This window comes from Ectothiorhodospira lacustris, from assembly GCF_022227845.1.
Taxonomy (GTDB): domain Bacteria; phylum Pseudomonadota; class Gammaproteobacteria; order Ectothiorhodospirales; family Ectothiorhodospiraceae; genus Ectothiorhodospira; species Ectothiorhodospira lacustris.
In genome coordinates this window covers 47,047-62,663 of record NZ_JAJNQN010000016.1, presented here as the reverse complement: position 1 = coordinate 62,663, position 15,617 = coordinate 47,047, and the positions used below count along the sequence as shown (strand labels likewise).

The window sequence follows — 15,617 nt, the reverse complement described above, 5'->3', positions numbered from 1 at the left end:
CCGCGGGTCCCCTTCGCACCGAAACCGGATCAAGATGTCTGCGCTGGAATCATTCCGTAAGGCGTGACTCCAGCACAGATTCCTTGTTGAAAGCCTGGCCGGACTGATGGCCAGAATGACGTCGGATGGGCATGATACGGGGTTTCCCCGCACCAGCCCGGAAGACGAGACGGATGGACGTACAGACCCTGATCAGCCAGGTCAAGGAGGCTGAGACACGACATGACCTTGAGCAACTAGGCCATCGGCTCCCGGCATTGCAGATACAGCTGATCCGCGCCGGCGTGAACGCCGACGAACTGGGACACATCATCTCGGACCTGGCAGATGCCTTCACGGGACGTTTCATCCATCTGGCAGAGGTCTCCCTGGGTCCGGCCCCCATGCCCTACGCCTGGGTGGCCTGCGGATCACAGGGGCGACGGGAACAGACCGTACACACGGATCAGGACAATGCCCTGATCCTGTCCGGACCTGCCGACCGGGGAGTGTCAGGGTATTTCGACCAGTTGGCGGAACAGGTGACCACGGGGCTGGATGCTTGCGGCTTCGTCCTCTGCTCGGGAGAAGTGATGGCCCGCAACCCGAAGTGGCGCCAGCCGCTGGATACCTGGGAGAGCGACTTCAAGCAGTGGATCGAACAACCGGAACGAAAATCCGTGATGCTGGCGCAAAACTTCCTGGATCTGCGCTGTATTCATGGGGAAGCCGATCTGCTTGAGCGTTTGCGCCGCCGCATCCTGGCCTTGACCCGGCACAACGCCGGATTCATGGCGGCACTGGCCGTGGAAGCCCTGCACGATCGCCCGCCGCGCCGGCTACCCGGCGACTGGCTGACGGTACTAACCCGACAAGCGCCGCTGCTGAATATCAAGCGTGTCGGCATCTTGCCCATCGTCAGCCTGGCCCGCCTGCTGGCCCTGGCGGACGGAGTGATGGTGCTGGGTACACGGGAACGACTCCAGGCAGCCGTCGACTCGGGACGCCTCAGCGAGGCCGGCGGACGGGACCTGACGGCGGCTTGGGACTGCATTACCTTGTTGCGGGCCCAGCACCAAGTGCGCTGCCTGGAACAGGGCCGAAAGGCAGATAACCGGGTCGCTGTCGACACGTTGTCGCAGGAAGATCGGCAACGGTTGCGGGAGGCATTCAAGATGGTGCGGATCATCCAGAGCACGACGGGCCGGCGCGTCGCCGGTTTTTTGCTCCAATAAGGTGCGCAACCGCACAGGAATGTGGCAGCAACAATAAGCTCGGGTTATTCTGGAATAAATAGCGCCGTTGCAGGCCGTGACCGGAACCAGGCATCCAGGGTCGACACACAGCGACAAGACACAGACAGCACAGTCCGTAGAGACCCGGGAACAGGATTTCTGCCGACCCCGATGGCGGTTGGCGATGTTTCAAATGTCTTTTTGAGGAGGAACCCATGTCGGAAGTGAAGATTCACGAAGTACCGAAAGACTTTGCCGCCAGCGCCCATGTCAATCTGGAGCAATACGAATCCATGTACCGGCAGTCGGTGCAGGATCCCGACGGCTTCTGGGCCGAACAGGCCAAGACCTACCTGGACTGGTTCCAGCCCTGGGACTCCGTCCTGGAAGGCAGCTTCGACGGTGAAGCCCGGGTCACCTGGTTCAAGGGCGGCAAGCTGAACGTCGCCCACAACTGCCTGGACCGTCATCTGGACACCCGGGGCGATCAAGCCGCCATCATCTGGGAAGGCGACGATCCTGCCGAAGACCGCACCATCACCTACCGGGAACTGCACACCGAGGTCTGCAAGTTCGCCAACGTGCTCAAGTCCAAGGGTGTGAGCAAGGGTGACCGGGTCTCCATCTACCTGCCCATGATCCCCGAAGCCGCCGTGGCCATGCTGGCCTGCGCCCGCATCGGCGCCGTGCACTCCATCGTGTTCGGCGGTTTCTCCCCCGACGCCCTGCGTGACCGTATCCAGGACGCCGAGGCCAAGGTGGTCATCACCTCCGACCAGAGTCTGCGCGGTGGCCGCAAGGTGCCCCTGAAGGGCAATGCCGACAAGGCTGCCGCCCAGTGCCCCACCATCACCACCATGGTGGTGGTCAAGCGCGGCGGCGAGCCGGTGGAATGGAAGGAAGGCCGTGATGTCTGGTACCACGAGGAAGTAGCCGCCGCCAGTGCCGAGTGCCCGGCCGAGCCGATGGACGCCGAAGACCCGCTGTTCATCCTCTACACCTCCGGCTCCACCGGCAAGCCCAAGGGCGTCATGCACACCACCGGCGGCTACCTGCTGCAAGCGGCCATGACCCACAAGCTGGTGTTCGACTACAAGGACGGCGAAGTCTACTGGTGCACCGCCGACGTGGGCTGGGTCACCGGCCACAGCTACATCATCTATGGCCCGCTGGCCAACGGCGCCAAGAGCCTGATGTTCGAAGGCGTGCCCAACTACCCGGACAACGGCCGTTTCTGGCAGGTGTGCGACAAGCACAACGTGTCCATCTTCTATACCGCCCCCACCGCCATCCGCATGCTCATGGGTGTCGGGGACGAGTTCGTCACCAAGCACAAGCGCTCCACCCTGCGCCTGCTGGGCACCGTGGGCGAGCCCATCAACCCCGAGGCCTGGGAGTGGTACCATCGGGTGGTGGGTGACGGCCGCTGCCCCATCGTCGACACCTGGTGGCAGACCGAGACCGGCGCCCACATGATCGTCAACCTGCCGGGTGCCGTGGACATGAAGCCCGGTTCCGCCACCAAGCCATTCTTCGGCGTGGAACCCCTGCTGGTGGACGATCAGGGCAACGAGATCACCGAGACCCCGGCGGAAGGCAACCTGTGCCTCAGAAACCCCTGGCCGAGCATGATGCGCAGCCTGTGGGGTGACCACAAGCGCTTCGTCGAGACCTATTTCAAGATGTACCCGGGTCTGTATTTCACCGGTGACGGTGCCCGCCGTGACGAGGACGGTTACTACTGGATCACCGGTCGCGTGGACGACGTGCTCAATGTTTCCGGTCATCGCCTGGGCACCGCCGAGATCGAATCCGCCCTGGTGCTGCATCCCAAGGTGGCCGAGGCCGCAGTGGTGGGCTATCCCCACGACATCACCGGCCAGGGCATCTACGCCTACGTCACCCTCATGGCGGGCGAGGAAGGCAGCAAGGAACTGGCCGATGAACTGGTCAAGCTGGTCCGCACCGAGATCGGCCCCATCGCCAAGATCAATCTGATCCAGTTCGCCGCCGGCCTGCCCAAGACCCGCTCGGGCAAGATCATGCGCCGCATCCTGCGCAAGATCGCAGCCAACGAACTGGAGAGCCTGGGTGACACCTCCACCCTGGCCGATCCAGAGGTGGTGAACGTGCTGATCGACAGCCGCCTGAACAAGTAAGCAGGCATCCCCGCCCTTCTCCCGCAACAGGAGAAGGGCGGCTTCCTACCCGCCCCAGCGCTCCCGCAGGCCCTCCCGGTTCAGTCGCAGCCACTGCAGTGCGATGATGGTCATGGCGGTGTCCACCTGCATCCGATCCAGCTGGTCAAAGGCCTCTTCCGCGGGCAGCACATGCACCCGGATCTCCTCTCCCTCATGGGCCAGACCATGAATCCCCCCGGCGCCGGACAGATCCGCCCGCGCCACGAACAGGGAAATCCGCTCCGTGGAACTACCCGGTGTGGCGTAATAGTCGTGCACATGCACCAGTTCGTCCAGATGACAACCCGCCTCTTCCAGGGCCTCCCGCCGCGCCACTGATTCGGCCCGTTCACCCGCATCGATCAAACCAGCGATGATCTCCATCAGCCAGGGACCATGGGGCGACTCAATCGCACCCACCCGGAACTGCTCCACCAGCAACACCTCGTCGCGCACCGGATCATAGGGCAAGACCCCGGCGGCATGGCCCCGATCCAGGAGCTCCCGATCGACGACCATCGGTTCCCCGCCTTCAAAGCGGCCATGGGACAGACGCAGATGCCGCAGGTGAAAGAAACCCCGATACAGGTCCTGGAGCTTGAGTATTTCCCATTTCATGCAATGATCACCTATGAACGGCAAGGGTATAGTACGCCTACCACATCATGACGCCGGGCCGGACCCTCGGGCCGGCCCCTGACATCGAGTATACTGACCGCCATGAAAGACCTGCTCAAACTTCTGGAATCCCTGATCGGCCGCGAGGCCATGGTGGACGGCATTCACTGCGAAGTGATCGAGATCCTGGAGGCCGGCCCCCGGGTGGTGGTGGGCCAGATGGATGGCGAACATGTGATCCAGCCGGACCAGCATGGCGAGCCCCACCGACGGGTGCTGCGCACCTTCACCCTGCCGGTACTCAATGACGAAGCCACGGACATCCACCCCGTCATCATGACCATGGCGGGCGCCCCCCTGTCGGGCCGGATCCGCGAGGCCCTGCTGGAACAGCACCGGCTGCCCTGACCAGCCTCTAAGGCTCCACCTTGCCCCGCAGGGCCTTGGTCCTGCCACGCTGAATCTTGCCCTCCAGACGCCGCCGCTTTGAGGCCAGAGTGGGCCGCGTCGCCTTGCGTATCTTGACCGGCTTCATGACGTCCAGGATCAGATCCTTCAGACGGGCGAGGGCATCTTCCCGGTTCTGCTCCAGGGTGCGAAAACGCTGCGCCTTGATGATCACCACCCCCTCCTTGCTGATCCGCTGATCGGCGCGTTGCAACAGCCGGTCCTTGTACACCCTTGGCAAGCTGGATCCGGGGATGTCAAAACGAAGATGTACGGCGGAGGACACCTTGTTTACGTTCTGCCCCCCGGCACCCTGGGCCCGGATCTGAGTCAGTTCGATTTCCCACTCGCCCAGGGCCACACTACTGGATATCTGCAACACGATTCATCCCCGAGATAAGCCGGGCGATGCCTTGCCAAGCCCACCCCGGCGGTTATCGAACGGCATTGTTCAGAAAATTTAAATTAAAGTCTGCGCCCAATCAGCCGATCTACTGACTGAGGAGCCTTGCAGGCGCCTCGGACATTCACGCAAAACCCAAAGGTGTTCATTATGGACGTCAACGCAATCGCCAGTCTGGCCACCCGGATGTCCCAGCAGCAGCTCGCTCAGGACGTCGGCACGGCGGTGCTCAAAAAGGCCATCGACACGCAGGCCCAGGGTGCCCTGGCCCTGGTGGAGGCATTGCCGGACGTGAGCAGTGCCGCACTCCCCGCCAACGTGGGTACCATCATCAATACCACGGCCTGAGCATTTCAGGCAGTCCCTGCCCACAGGTGGGTCACATCCCCCGGTGGGCATGGCTTTTCACGGCAGACTCCCTGTATCATGGCGCCCCCTCGAAAACCCCGGCCTACGGGTACACGCCCTCTTGACCATCAAAGACAATACTGCGGGAGTGGGAGTCCTTCATGCAGGATAACAGCATACTCAAGCTGGCCTATGAACTCTCGGAAACCAGCCGCGACAAGGTCGGCCTGATCGAAAAGATCATGCGCCAGACCCAGATCCTGGCCCTGAATGCGCGTATTGAAGCCGCACGGGCCGGCCCGGCCGGGGCGGGATTCGGCGTCGTCGCCCAGGAAATCAGCAGTGTATCCACCCGCATCAATCAGATCGCCGCGGATTTCCGTGAAGATGTAGACCTGTACGCCAGCCACATCCAGGAGGCCGGCCACCGAATGAGCAGCGAACTGCGAGGTCGACGCTTCACCGACCTGGCCCTGAATGTGGTGGAACTCATCGACCGTAACCTCTATGAGCGCTCCTGCGATGTGCGATGGTGGGCCACGGAAGGGGCACTCGTGGCGCTGGCGGAAAACCCTTCAGACCCCAACCTGCAAGCCTTTGCCTGCGATCGCCTGGCCACCATATTACGTTCCTACACGGTCTATCTGGACCTGTGGGTGGCCGACTGCAACGGCCGGGTGATCGCACACGGGCGCCCCGACACCTACCCCTCGGTCCTGGGCGGCGACGTCTCCTCGACCCAGTGGTTCCGAAATGCCATGGCAACTCGCCATGGAGATCAGTACGCGGTTGCCGACATCGAAATCAATCCCGCACTGGATGATGCCCCCACCGCCACCTATGCCACGGCCATTCGCAGCAAGGGCGAGACACACGGCACTCCCCTGGGAGTCCTGGGCATCTTCTTCAACTGGGCGCCCCAGGCGCAGACCATCGTATCCGGCGTGGCCCTGGATGATGCAGAACGCAACCGCAGCCGCGTGATGCTGCTGGACGCCCGACATCGCATCATCGCCGATTCACAGGGCCGGCACTCCCTTGAGGAGCGCTATCCACTCAACCCCGGCACCCGAAGCAAGGGGGTGGATATCGGCGACGGCCGCTTGGTGGCCTTCGCTCGAACCCCGGGCTATGAAACCTACGAGGGACTCGGCTGGTTCGGGGCCATTGAGTATCGGATGGACACCACCTCCACCTCCGCCGTCGACGCTCACACGGAAAACATGGCTTCCAGATCGTGACGTGAATAGGCTTTGAAGGCCAGCAAGGTGTTGGTCTTCTCCAGCCCCTCAATGGTAAGCAGATGGCTGGTGACCAAGGCGGCCAGGTCGTCGTTGTGCGGTACACGGGCGATGGCGATCAGGTCGTAATTGCCGCTGACCGAAAATACCTCGGATATCTCCTTCATGCCCGCCAGACGATCCGCGATCGCATTGATTCGGCTGCGTTCCACATTCATGAGAATGATGGCTGTGACCATGCTGATTGGCTCCTGATGCGTTGGTGATTGGGAGCAGGCTAACCCGAACCGCCCCACGGGTCCATGACCCCTTGGCGGCTCGGCGGGGTATCTCCCGTCTACTGACTGATGCCGTGCTCCCGGGTGGCGCTGAAGGTGATATCCGGCCACTTCTCCACGGCCATCTGCAGATTCACCCGGGTCGGTGCGATGTACACCAGATCACCCCCGTGATCGATGGCCAGATTGCTCGCCGCCTTGTCCTTGAACTGTTCCAACTTGCGTTCATCGTCACAGGTCACCCAGCGGGCGGTCTGCACCGACACATTCTCGAAGGCCGCATCCACGTTGTACTCGGACTTCAGGCGGTGGGCCACCACATCGAACTGCAATACCCCGACCGCCCCCAGGATCAGATCATTGTTGGTGATCGGCCGATACAGCTGGGTCGCCCCCTCCTCGCAAAGCTGCTGCAACCCCTTGGTCAGCTGCTTCATCTTCAGGGGATCCCGCAGCTGGGCACGGCGGAACAGTTCCGGCGCAAAGTTGGGAATCCCCGTGAAGGATAAGGCTTCTCCCTGGGTGAAGGTATCCCCGATGCGGATGGTGCCGTGGTTGTGCAGACCGATGATATCCCCGGGATAGGCCTCTTCCAGGTGTTCCCGGTCCGAGGCCAGGAACGTCAGGGCATCGGAGATGCGTACATCCCGCTTGATCCGGACATGATTGAGCTTCATGCCCTTGGTGAAGGTGCCGGAGCAGATACGCATGAAAGCAATACGATCCCGGTGCTGGGGGTCCATGTTCGCCTGGATCTTGAAGACAAAACCGGAAAAGGTCTCTTCCTCGGGTGACACTTTCCGCACATCAGTGGGGCGGGGCTGAGGGGCGGGAGCGAATTCCACGAAATCGTCCAACAGCTCCTGGATGCCGAAGTTATTGATGGCGGAACCGAAAAACACCGGCGTCTGGCGCCCGGCCAGGTATTCATCCTTGTCGAACTCATGGGAAGCGCCCATGACCAGTTCCAGTTCTTCCCGCAGTTCTGCCGCCTGAGAGCCCAGCACCTCGTCGAGCCGGGGGTTGTCCAGCCCTTGGATGACCTCACCCTGCTGGATCTTGCCGCCGTGGGTGGGCGAGAACAGGTGCACGGCATCCCGCTTGAGGTGATATACCCCCTTGAAGCGCTTGCCCATGCCGATGGGCCAGGTCACCGGAGCACACTGGATCTTGAGCACATCTTCCACTTCATCCAGCAGTTCGATGGGCTCGCGCCCTTCCCGGTCCAGCTTGTTGATGAAGGTCATGATGGGGGTATCGCGCAGACGGCAGACCTCCATCAACTTGATGGTGCGTTCCTCGACACCCTTGGCCACGTCGATGACCATCAGCGCCGAGTCCACCGCAGTGAGGGTGCGATAGGTGTCCTCGGAGAAGTCCTGGTGGCCAGGGGTGTCCAGCAGGTTGACGATGCGGTCCTTGTAGGGGAATTGCATCACCGAGGATGTGACGGAAATACCGCGCTGCTTTTCCAGTTCCATCCAGTCGGAAGTGGCGTGCCGGGCGGCCTTGCGGCCCTTCACGGTGCCCGCCTGCTGGATCGCACCGCCGAACAGCAGCAGCTTTTCGGTCACTGTGGTCTTGCCGGCGTCCGGGTGCGAAATGATGGCGAAGGTGCGGCGACGGGCGGTTTCGGTGGTGTAGCTGGAGGGCATGAGCGGCACGGCCTGTGGGTAAAACCGTGTATTTTACGCCAGATGGGGGGATGGCCCAAGGATTGCGGGGCAGATTCAGTCCCCGGACACTCTGCCCCGCTCCCGGATCGCCCGCCGCTCCTCCGGACTCATCTGCAACCAGCGCTCCCGCAGGTGCTCACGCTCCTCCGGCGACAGGCGCTGGAAGTGTTCCAGCCGTTCCCGATGCAATCGACGCTCATCCTCGGGCAGGGCCTCAAGCCGACGACGCTGGTCACGCAGCTGCCGGCGCTCCTCGGGCGACAAAGACTCAAGGCGCCGCAGATCACTACTGAAACGGTCCCGCTGTTCCGGGCTCATGTCCTGCCAGCGATCGGCGACACGCAGCAGGTGCAGGCGACGACGCGGGGACAGATCATCCCATTGCTCCGCCAACGGCGCCAGTACGGCGCGTTCGGCTCGGCTCAGTGCCGACCACTCCGGCGCGGATTCGGCCACCGGCGCCATCATGCGCTCGCCGCGCCCGGGATCTCCCGGCCCCCGCTCAGGAAAAGGACCCAGGCCTCGCTCGGGCGGCGCCCCCGGGGCCACGCCCGGCAGACACAACAGCAACGCCACCATCAATCCAGGCAGATACCGACTCATCCCATCTCCTCCATCACCCATTGCAGAAACGCCGGATCATCCATCCAGAAACCCTCATCCAGCTCCAGCACCCATTCGATGTCATCCAACTCCGCCAGGACCACCGGTAAGGGCGGGTGCTGCATGGTCTCCAGATTGAACACCATCACCACCGCCAGCATCACCGAAGCCGCCGCCGCAAGGCCTCCCAACGGCATCCACCCGCGCCTCTTTCCACTCCCCGACACCGGCCGGGGCCGTGCCGCGGCACCCGCCTTTGCAAAGGCTTCCCGGCGGGCACTTTGCAGACGCATCGCCTCCTGCAGGGACAGGCCGGCCTGCCGGTCAAGGGTCCGGCGGGCCTGGGCCAACCACGGTTCCATCTCGCGATCTTCGGGACTCATCGGTAGGCCTCCAGGTGCTGTCGCAAAGTCTGCAGGGCGCGGTGCAGATGGGTCTTCACACTGCCCTCGCTGACGCCCAGGGCCGCCGCCGTGGCGGCGGTATCAAGCCCCTCCCAGTGACGCAGCAGGAAGGCCTGCTGCTGGCGAAGGGGTAGTTGTCTCAGGGCCGATTCCAGGTCCACGGCAAAACGGCCATCCTCCAGGGATCGATCGGGCTCGGGCGTGAAGGTATCCGGCAGTGTCAGCATGGGGTCCTCCTGGGGTTCATCCCCGAGACCCAGTACGGCCATCACCCGCTGCCGGACGCGCCGACGTCGGTAAACATCCCGGATCCGGGTCTGCAGGATGCGCCAAAACAGGGGTTCCCAAGCTTCTGCCGGCCGGTCGCGATAACGGGAGATCAGCGCGGTCATGGCATCCTGCACCACGTCCAGCGCTGCCTCCCGATCGCCCAGGGCCAGGGCCGCCATCCGCACTCCGCGCCCCTGCACCTGTGCCAGGAATTGATCCAGGGTCGCGGGTGATGCCGCCTCGGCGGGCGTGGCGGCATGCACCTCGGCATCATCCACACACACCTCCGTTCGCAAGGCAAGACCTGGCATCACAGTGACTCCGGCTCGGCATCAAGGCTCCTTGTCATGGTCTTCAGCCGCGTTGCCGTTCGAACCAGGCGCGGCGTTCATCCGGTGTCATGTCCCGCAATCTTTCTCGCAGTTCAAGACGTTCCTGCGGGTCCAGGCTGCGCATTTGTTCACGCATGCTGCGCATATTATCCCGCATTGACTGGCGTTCTTCCGGGCTCATGGCCTCCCAGGCCGCGCGCCGCTCTTCACGCTGGGCACGAAACGCCTGTCGTTCCTCATCCGTCATCCGGGGAGCCTCGGCCTTGTCTTGCCTGGATTCAGCCCGGCGATCCTCTCGCCACGAACGTTCCCCGGGCTTGCCTTCCGCCGCTGTCAGGTACTGTTCACGACGCTCGGCACGGGTGGCCTGCATACCCTCGCGGCAGGCAGCCCTGACTTCGCCCGTCAGATCCCGGCAGGCCTGCCGGGGCGCATTATCCCGGTCCACGGCGCCGGGACTACCCGCAACAGCCAGGCCCCCCAGAGACAGGGACAGGACAACGGCGCCGGCCAACATGGAAGCGCCCAGGGCGCGGCGGGGGAAGTGCGGTTGGGATGGTTTCATGATCGTCTCCTGGTTATGCCGGCCTCATCATCCGGCCTTCAACCCGCAATACGCACGGCCCGGACATCGGTTGACCCGGCACGACAACAACAATCAACCCCATAGGCAGAGATGACTGCAGCCATATCCGTGAATTGATAGAATCCATCCGGATCGCTCCCTACCCGTCCCATCATTTGCATGAAGGCGCCATGCCTGAAGATACACTCCCCCAATCATCAGATACGCGCGCACGCGCGGCCAAGGCCGTCAAGGAGGGAGATATCGAACTGGTTCGGCAACTCATGGAAGAAAACCAGCTCGACCTGCCCGGGCTGCTGGAGACCTTGCGGGTCTACCAGAGCGAGCTGGAACTGCAAAACCGAGAGCTGAGAGAGTCCCAGAACCTGAACCAGCGGCTGCTGGATAATTACGCCGCGTTCCTGGGCGGCCTGCCCATCGCCGCCCTGGTGGTGGATCGCTACGGCCTCGTCCTCCAGGCCAACCCGGCGGCCGAAGCACGCTTTGATTTCAGACTGCACTCAAGCCGCCACGTCTTGCTGCGACGCCTGGTCCATCCCGAGGATGAAACAAAGTTCAACCAGACCCTGCTGCAGGCGCAGGCCGAGGGCCATGCCAGCGCGCATCAGATCACGCTGCTGTCCGGGCGGGGACGAGGCAAACCGTTTCCGGCGGAATTGCATATCGCCCGTCTCCCGGGACGAGAGGATGGCCCCTGCGAGTTTTCCTGTGCCGTCGTGGATCTCACCGAACAGGCGCGCCACGAGGAGGCGCTGCGTATCGCCCATGAACAGCTCCGTGAACAGGAGATCTGCTACCGCATCGCCGCCGATCACTCCCCCGACTGGGATTACTGGTTCCACCCGGAAGGCAGGTACGTCTATGTCTCTCCCGGATGTCAGGACATCAGCGGTTATCCCCCCAAAGCCTTCAAAGATGATCCGCTGCTCATGGAGCGCCTGCTCATCCCCGAGCATGTCGAGCATTGGCAAAGACACCTGCAGGAAGTGAAGGAAGGCTCTGAAAGCCCGCATGTGTGCATGGAGTTCAGCATTCGCCGTGCCGATGGGGAACTACGGCACATTGAGCACCAATGTCTAGGCATCGTGGACAGGGATGGCAGGTATCTGGGACGACGGGGCGTCAATCGTGACATTACGGCCCGCAGGAAGGCTGAAACCCAGGTGGCCCATCTCACCCGGCTCTACAGCACCCGCACCGCCGTCAATCAGGCCATCACCCGCCTCGAAGATGAAGTACGCCTGCTGAAAACCACGGCACGTGTTGCGGTGAAACAGGGAGGCTTCAGCGCCTGCATTTTCACCACAAAGGCACGCCCGGGGCAGCCGTCAAGGATATGGGCCTCCCACGGCCTGTCATCAGCACAGTTGGCCGTTATCCCGACAGACGCGCTCTGGGAGTCCATCCGGAAGCACACCTGGACCTTCATCAACGAGCACCCCCTGATCTGCAGCAACTGCAACCACCCCGATATCCACGTGCCCGCCCGGTGGCGATCATGGGCCATTAACGAGCAAATCCAAAGCTGCGGACATTTCCCCCTCTTCGTCGGTGACGAATTGGTGGCCGTTGCCAGTTTCCTTGCCGCCGAGCCCGACCACTTCACGCCCCAGGTCATCGACCTGCTCAAAGGCGTCATGGAGGATCTGTCCCATGCCCTGAGGCAAATGGCCCGGGAGCGGCAACGCAAGGCCAAGGAAGCGGAATTTCAAAAACAGGAGAGCGAGACCCGGGCCTTCACTCAGGCCATCATCGACTCCCTCATCGCCAACATCTGCGTGCTGGATGCATCGGGAACCATTGTCGCCGTCAATCGCTCCTGGCGGGAATACGGCCGCAAGGGACAGGCCCGGGAAGAGCGGGTGTCCCAGGGCGTCAACTATCTTGAGGTCTGCGACCGGGCAGCCGCGCAGGGTGATGAGGATGCGCGCCGCATCGTGGAAGGTATCCGCCGTGTCATCGCCGGAGACCTTGAGGTCTACGAAGATGAATACCGCCTTGATCCACAGACCCACATGATCCGGGTCACCCCCCTGGACAACACCTCGGTGCGACAGCGTCATCTGGTGATCAGTCATCAGGATATCAGCGATATCAAGCGCAACGAGGTCGCCCTGGTGGTGGCCAAGGAAGAGGCCGAGCGGGCCAACCGGGCCAAGTCCGAGTTCCTCTCCAGCATGAGCCACGAGCTTCGCACCCCCATGAACGCGGTGCTGGGATTTGCCCAGCTCATGGAAATCGATCTGACGCTGAATCAGGAGCAACAGGAATACGTTCAGGAAATACTCCGGGGCGGCCGGCACCTGCTGCAACTGATCAACCAGGTACTGGACCTGGCCACCGTGGAGTCGGGCCGCATCGAGCTGTCACTGGAAAACGTCCCCCTGCGGGAACTCATGGACGAATGCATCATGCTGGTACGTCCCCTGGCCCAGGAACGCCAGATCCGCATCCACAGCCGCTGCCCACCCTACTGCGTGGCCCTTGCCGACCGCATGCGCCTGAAGCAGATCCTGATCAATCTGCTCTCCAACGGCATCAAGTACAACCGCCATGCCGGCCTGCTGGAAATCAGCGGTGAAGATCAGCCGCAAGGGGGGGGCGTCACCATCAGTGTCACGGATACCGGCCGCGGTATCGCCCCTGACCGCCTGGCGGAACTGTTCGAACCCTTCAACCGGCTGGACGCGAATGCGCTGGAGACCGAAGGGACAGGCATCGGGCTCGCCATTTCCCGGCGTCTGGCCGAGGTCATGGGCGGCAGTATCGACGTGGACAGCCGGACGGACACGGGCAGCACCTTTCGGGTGCACCTGCCGCGGGGGGAGTGGATCGACGACAGCACCCTGCTACCCCACCAGGATGGCCCGGTGAGCCGGGACCCGGCCCGACAGCAACCACCGCGCACCATCCTGCATATCGATGACAATCCGGCCAATATCCGGCTGGTCGCACAGATCCTCCGGCGTCGCGGTCACCTGCGGCTGCTCAACTCACCCAACCCCAGATTCGGCCTGGAACTGGCCGGTGCGCACCAGCCTGACCTGATCCTGCTGGACATCAACATGCCCGACCTGGACGGCTACCAGGTCCTCAGAAGACTGCGGGCCAACCCTGCCACGGCCGGCATACCCGTCATGGCATTGACCGCCTTTGCCACTCACAGGGACATGGAGCGAGGTCGTTCGGAAGGTTTCAATGCCTATCTCACCAAGCCCCTTGATGTACCCCAGTTCCTGCAGATCCTGGAAAAGCTGCTGGCTCAGGCCCCAGGCGACGCACCCTTGCCCGCGCCCCCCCGGCACTGACCGAAGGCCGACAGCAGTTCATCCAGGACTTCCAGCCGGAAAGGCTTCTCGATATAGGTGTAAAAACCCCGCTCCAGGGCCTCGGTGACCCGCAACTCCCCGGCATCGGCACTGACGGCCACCACGGGGATGCCCGCCGTGCCCCTGTCCGCCCGCAGCCGTCGCAACACCTCGAAGCCATGGATGTCGGGCAGACCAAGATCCAGCAGGATCAGGCCCGGCCGTTCGGCGCCCGCCCGCGCCAGACCGGACTGCCCATCCACCGCCTCCAACAGCCGAATCCCGGGGCGGTGGACCAGCATGCGGCGCACCAGACGCAGGTTGGCCGGGTTGTCCTCCACATAGAGCACTTTGAGCACCCGCGTACAGCCTGATACATCACGGTCGTCCTGTAATCCGACCTCTTCCTCACTCCCGGCGAAGCCGAGAGACGCATCCTTCAGGGCAGGCTCATCAGTGGATGCCCGCAGCAGGTCCAGAGTAAAGACGCTGCCCTGATCCGGTGCGCTCTCCACACGGATCTCGCCCCCCATCATCTGCATCAGACGCAGGGACAGGGACAGACCAATCCCGATACCGTCCTCGGAGCAAACCCCACGACTCATGCGCACGAACGGCCGGAACAGGTTGGCGATCTGTTCCGGAGTCATGCCCAGACCGTCATCCTCGACGCTGATCAGTAGCCGTTCCCGTTGCCGGGCAACGGAGACCCGTACCGTCCCCCCGGGATGATTGTACTTGATGGCATTGGAGAGCAGATTGATCAGTACCTGGCGCAATCGGGTAGGGTCGGCACGAACCAGCCATTCCGGCCCTGAAACAACGGTCACCGTGATTTCCTTGGCCTGGGCCGCCTGCCGCAGGGTAGCCACACACTCCTGAATGAGGGCATCCACGCTGACGGAGTCCGCCTGCACATGCAGACGTCCGCTTTCCAGCATGGAGAGGTCCAGAATATCGTTGATCAGGGCCAGCAGATGCCAGCCGGCCCGCAGGATCTCGCCAATCGGCTCGCTCACGGCAGGATCTTCGGCGTGCTCGTGTTCCAGAATCTGGCTGAAACCCAGAATGGCATTGAGCGGGGTACGTAGCTCGTGGCTCATGTGGGACAGGAATTCGTTCTTGGCCCGATTGGCCCGCTCCGCCTCGTCCCGCGCCTTGGCAAGACGGTATTCATCCCGTTTGCGCCGGGTGATATCCAGTGCCTTCATGCAGGCGGCATAGGCCAGTCCCTTCTCATCCCGCAGGGCAAAATGCTGCGCCAGCAAGATCACTTCACCTGTCTCGAGACTCAGGTGGTGCTCCCGCTCCACCACGTCGTCCCGGCACATGGCTTCATGATCCGCCTGTCGGAACAGCCGTGCCACGGCATCAGGCAGGCATTGTTCGTCCACATGCCCGACCACCTGGTCCAGCGCCACACCCAGGCCGACCAGGAAACGATGACTCACCATCTGGTAGGAACCGGCCCGGTCCTTGACGTAGGCCCACAGGGGGGACTTGTCCATGATCTGCCTCAGCCGGGACTCGCTCTCCCGCAGGCCTCGGTGAACCCCGAGCATCTCTGCATTGTCCTGCAGTTCCTGATTGACGATGGATAGCTCCTCAGTCGGGACGGGAGGTGATGCCGAGGTCACTGGATATGCTTCGCGTTCCATAAGATATCAAGAGTCCTGTCGACAATGACTACTGATGCCATCACTACCGAT

General features: G+C 62.7%; 15 protein-coding genes. 6 read left to right on the top strand and 9 right to left on the bottom strand.

Annotated elements, in window-relative coordinates:
- The first annotated feature begins 173 nt into the window (after positions 1 to 173).
- Both LQ956_RS11915 and acs read left to right on the top strand, forming a co-directional pair.
- Entirely contained in the window at positions 174 to 1,214 is a 1,041-nt protein-coding gene (locus LQ956_RS11915) for a DUF294 nucleotidyltransferase-like domain-containing protein (protein WP_238630065.1), read from the top strand.
- Between the two features lie 215 nt (positions 1,215 to 1,429).
- Positions 1,430 to 3,373, top strand: coding sequence for an acetate--CoA ligase (acs, locus tag LQ956_RS11910; RefSeq protein ID WP_238621379.1), 1,944 nt, complete (start codon positions 1,430 to 1,432; stop codon positions 3,371 to 3,373).
- A gap of 45 nt (positions 3,374 to 3,418) precedes the next feature.
- Here acs and LQ956_RS11905 read toward each other — a convergent pair whose 3' ends face one another.
- Positions 3,419 to 4,012: an NUDIX domain-containing protein gene (locus LQ956_RS11905; protein WP_238621378.1), complete on the bottom strand. Its 594-nt coding sequence runs from the start codon at positions 4,010 to 4,012 to the stop codon at positions 3,419 to 3,421.
- Positions 4,013 to 4,114: 102 nt separating this feature from the next.
- Here LQ956_RS11905 and LQ956_RS11900 point away from each other — a divergent pair, with 102 nt between their 5' ends.
- Positions 4,115 to 4,420: a hypothetical protein gene (locus LQ956_RS11900; RefSeq protein WP_238621377.1), complete on the top strand. Its 306-nt coding sequence runs from the start codon at positions 4,115 to 4,117 to the stop codon at positions 4,418 to 4,420.
- Between the two features lie 7 nt (positions 4,421 to 4,427).
- On the opposite strand, the gene arfB is transcribed toward LQ956_RS11900, so the two are convergent.
- On the bottom strand, positions 4,428 to 4,841 hold the full coding sequence (arfB, locus tag LQ956_RS11895) for an alternative ribosome rescue aminoacyl-tRNA hydrolase ArfB (protein ID WP_238630064.1): 414 nt from the start codon (positions 4,839 to 4,841) through the stop codon (positions 4,428 to 4,430).
- Between the two features lie 171 nt (positions 4,842 to 5,012).
- Between arfB and LQ956_RS11890 the strand changes: the two genes are divergently transcribed.
- Entirely contained in the window at positions 5,013 to 5,210 is a 198-nt protein-coding gene (locus tag LQ956_RS11890) for a YjfB family protein (protein ID WP_238630063.1), read from the top strand.
- A 161-nt stretch (positions 5,211 to 5,371) separates the two neighbouring features.
- Complete coding sequence (locus tag LQ956_RS14980) at positions 5,372 to 6,451, top strand: cache domain-containing protein (RefSeq protein ID WP_274521521.1); 1,080 nt, start codon at positions 5,372 to 5,374, stop codon at positions 6,449 to 6,451.
- Here LQ956_RS14980 and LQ956_RS11880 read toward each other — a convergent pair.
- From LQ956_RS11880 to LQ956_RS11855, 6 genes are all read right to left on the bottom strand, one after another.
- The gene (locus LQ956_RS11880; RefSeq protein WP_238630062.1) at positions 6,421 to 6,690 is read right to left on the bottom strand and encodes an Lrp/AsnC family transcriptional regulator; all 270 of its coding nucleotides are present in this window, start codon (positions 6,688 to 6,690) and stop codon (positions 6,421 to 6,423) included. The two genes, LQ956_RS14980 and LQ956_RS11880, sit on opposite strands and share 31 nt — an antisense overlap.
- A 98-nt stretch (positions 6,691 to 6,788) precedes the next feature.
- Positions 6,789 to 8,384, bottom strand: coding sequence for a peptide chain release factor 3 (locus LQ956_RS11875; RefSeq protein ID WP_238621373.1), 1,596 nt, complete (start codon positions 8,382 to 8,384; stop codon positions 6,789 to 6,791).
- 75 nt (positions 8,385 to 8,459) lie between these two features.
- Positions 8,460 to 9,008: a DUF3106 domain-containing protein gene (locus LQ956_RS11870; RefSeq protein ID WP_238621372.1), complete on the bottom strand. Its 549-nt coding sequence runs from the start codon at positions 9,006 to 9,008 to the stop codon at positions 8,460 to 8,462.
- Positions 9,005 to 9,391, bottom strand: coding sequence for a hypothetical protein (locus LQ956_RS11865; protein ID WP_238621371.1), 387 nt, complete (start codon positions 9,389 to 9,391; stop codon positions 9,005 to 9,007). The genes LQ956_RS11870 and LQ956_RS11865 overlap by 4 nt, the downstream gene beginning before the upstream one ends.
- Positions 9,388 to 9,993, bottom strand: a complete 606-nt coding sequence (locus LQ956_RS11860; protein WP_238621370.1) for an RNA polymerase sigma factor — start codon at positions 9,991 to 9,993, stop codon at positions 9,388 to 9,390. The genes LQ956_RS11865 and LQ956_RS11860 overlap by 4 nt, the downstream gene beginning before the upstream one ends.
- Before the next feature lie 43 nt (positions 9,994 to 10,036).
- A complete protein-coding gene (locus LQ956_RS11855) occupies positions 10,037 to 10,579 on the bottom strand; it encodes a hypothetical protein (RefSeq protein WP_238630061.1) in 543 nt (180 codons plus the stop codon).
- A 191-nt stretch (positions 10,580 to 10,770) separates the two neighbouring features.
- Between LQ956_RS11855 and LQ956_RS11850 the strand changes: the two genes are divergently transcribed.
- Complete coding sequence (locus LQ956_RS11850; RefSeq protein ID WP_238630060.1) at positions 10,771 to 13,908, top strand: ATP-binding protein; 3,138 nt, start codon at positions 10,771 to 10,773, stop codon at positions 13,906 to 13,908.
- Here the strand turns inward: LQ956_RS11850 and LQ956_RS11845 are convergent.
- Entirely contained in the window at positions 13,863 to 15,566 is a 1,704-nt protein-coding gene (locus LQ956_RS11845) for a PAS domain-containing hybrid sensor histidine kinase/response regulator (protein ID WP_238630059.1), read from the bottom strand. The genes LQ956_RS11850 and LQ956_RS11845 overlap by 46 nt on opposite strands.
- Positions 15,567 to 15,617 lie beyond the last annotated feature (51 nt).

Bases quoted from the DNA above. Each gene is read 5' to 3' on its own strand.
- LQ956_RS11850 (WP_238630060.1), top strand. From the start codon at position 10,771: ATGCCTGAAGATACACTCCCCCAATCATCAGATACGCGCGCACGCGCG.
- LQ956_RS11905 (WP_238621378.1), bottom strand. From the start codon at position 4,012: ATGAAATGGGAAATACTCAAGCTCCAGGACCTGTATCGGGGTTTCTTT.
- LQ956_RS11890 (WP_238630063.1), top strand. From the start codon at position 5,013: ATGGACGTCAACGCAATCGCCAGTCTGGCCACCCGGATGTCCCAGCAG.
- LQ956_RS11915 (WP_238630065.1), top strand. From the start codon at position 174: ATGGACGTACAGACCCTGATCAGCCAGGTCAAGGAGGCTGAGACACGA.
- LQ956_RS11865 (WP_238621371.1), bottom strand. From the start codon at position 9,391: ATGAGTCCCGAAGATCGCGAGATGGAACCGTGGTTGGCCCAGGCCCGC.
- acs (WP_238621379.1), top strand. From the start codon at position 1,430: ATGTCGGAAGTGAAGATTCACGAAGTACCGAAAGACTTTGCCGCCAGC.
- LQ956_RS11875 (WP_238621373.1), bottom strand. From the start codon at position 8,384: ATGCCCTCCAGCTACACCACCGAAACCGCCCGTCGCCGCACCTTCGCC.
- LQ956_RS11870 (WP_238621372.1), bottom strand. From the start codon at position 9,008: ATGAGTCGGTATCTGCCTGGATTGATGGTGGCGTTGCTGTTGTGTCTG.
- LQ956_RS11860 (WP_238621370.1), bottom strand. From the start codon at position 9,993: ATGCCAGGTCTTGCCTTGCGAACGGAGGTGTGTGTGGATGATGCCGAG.
- LQ956_RS11855 (WP_238630061.1), bottom strand. From the start codon at position 10,579: ATGAAACCATCCCAACCGCACTTCCCCCGCCGCGCCCTGGGCGCTTCC.
- LQ956_RS11880 (WP_238630062.1), bottom strand. From the start codon at position 6,690: ATGGTCACAGCCATCATTCTCATGAATGTGGAACGCAGCCGAATCAAT.
- LQ956_RS11845 (WP_238630059.1), bottom strand. From the start codon at position 15,566: ATGGAACGCGAAGCATATCCAGTGACCTCGGCATCACCTCCCGTCCCG.
- LQ956_RS14980 (WP_274521521.1), top strand. From the start codon at position 5,372: ATGCAGGATAACAGCATACTCAAGCTGGCCTATGAACTCTCGGAAACC.
- LQ956_RS11900 (WP_238621377.1), top strand. From the start codon at position 4,115: ATGAAAGACCTGCTCAAACTTCTGGAATCCCTGATCGGCCGCGAGGCC.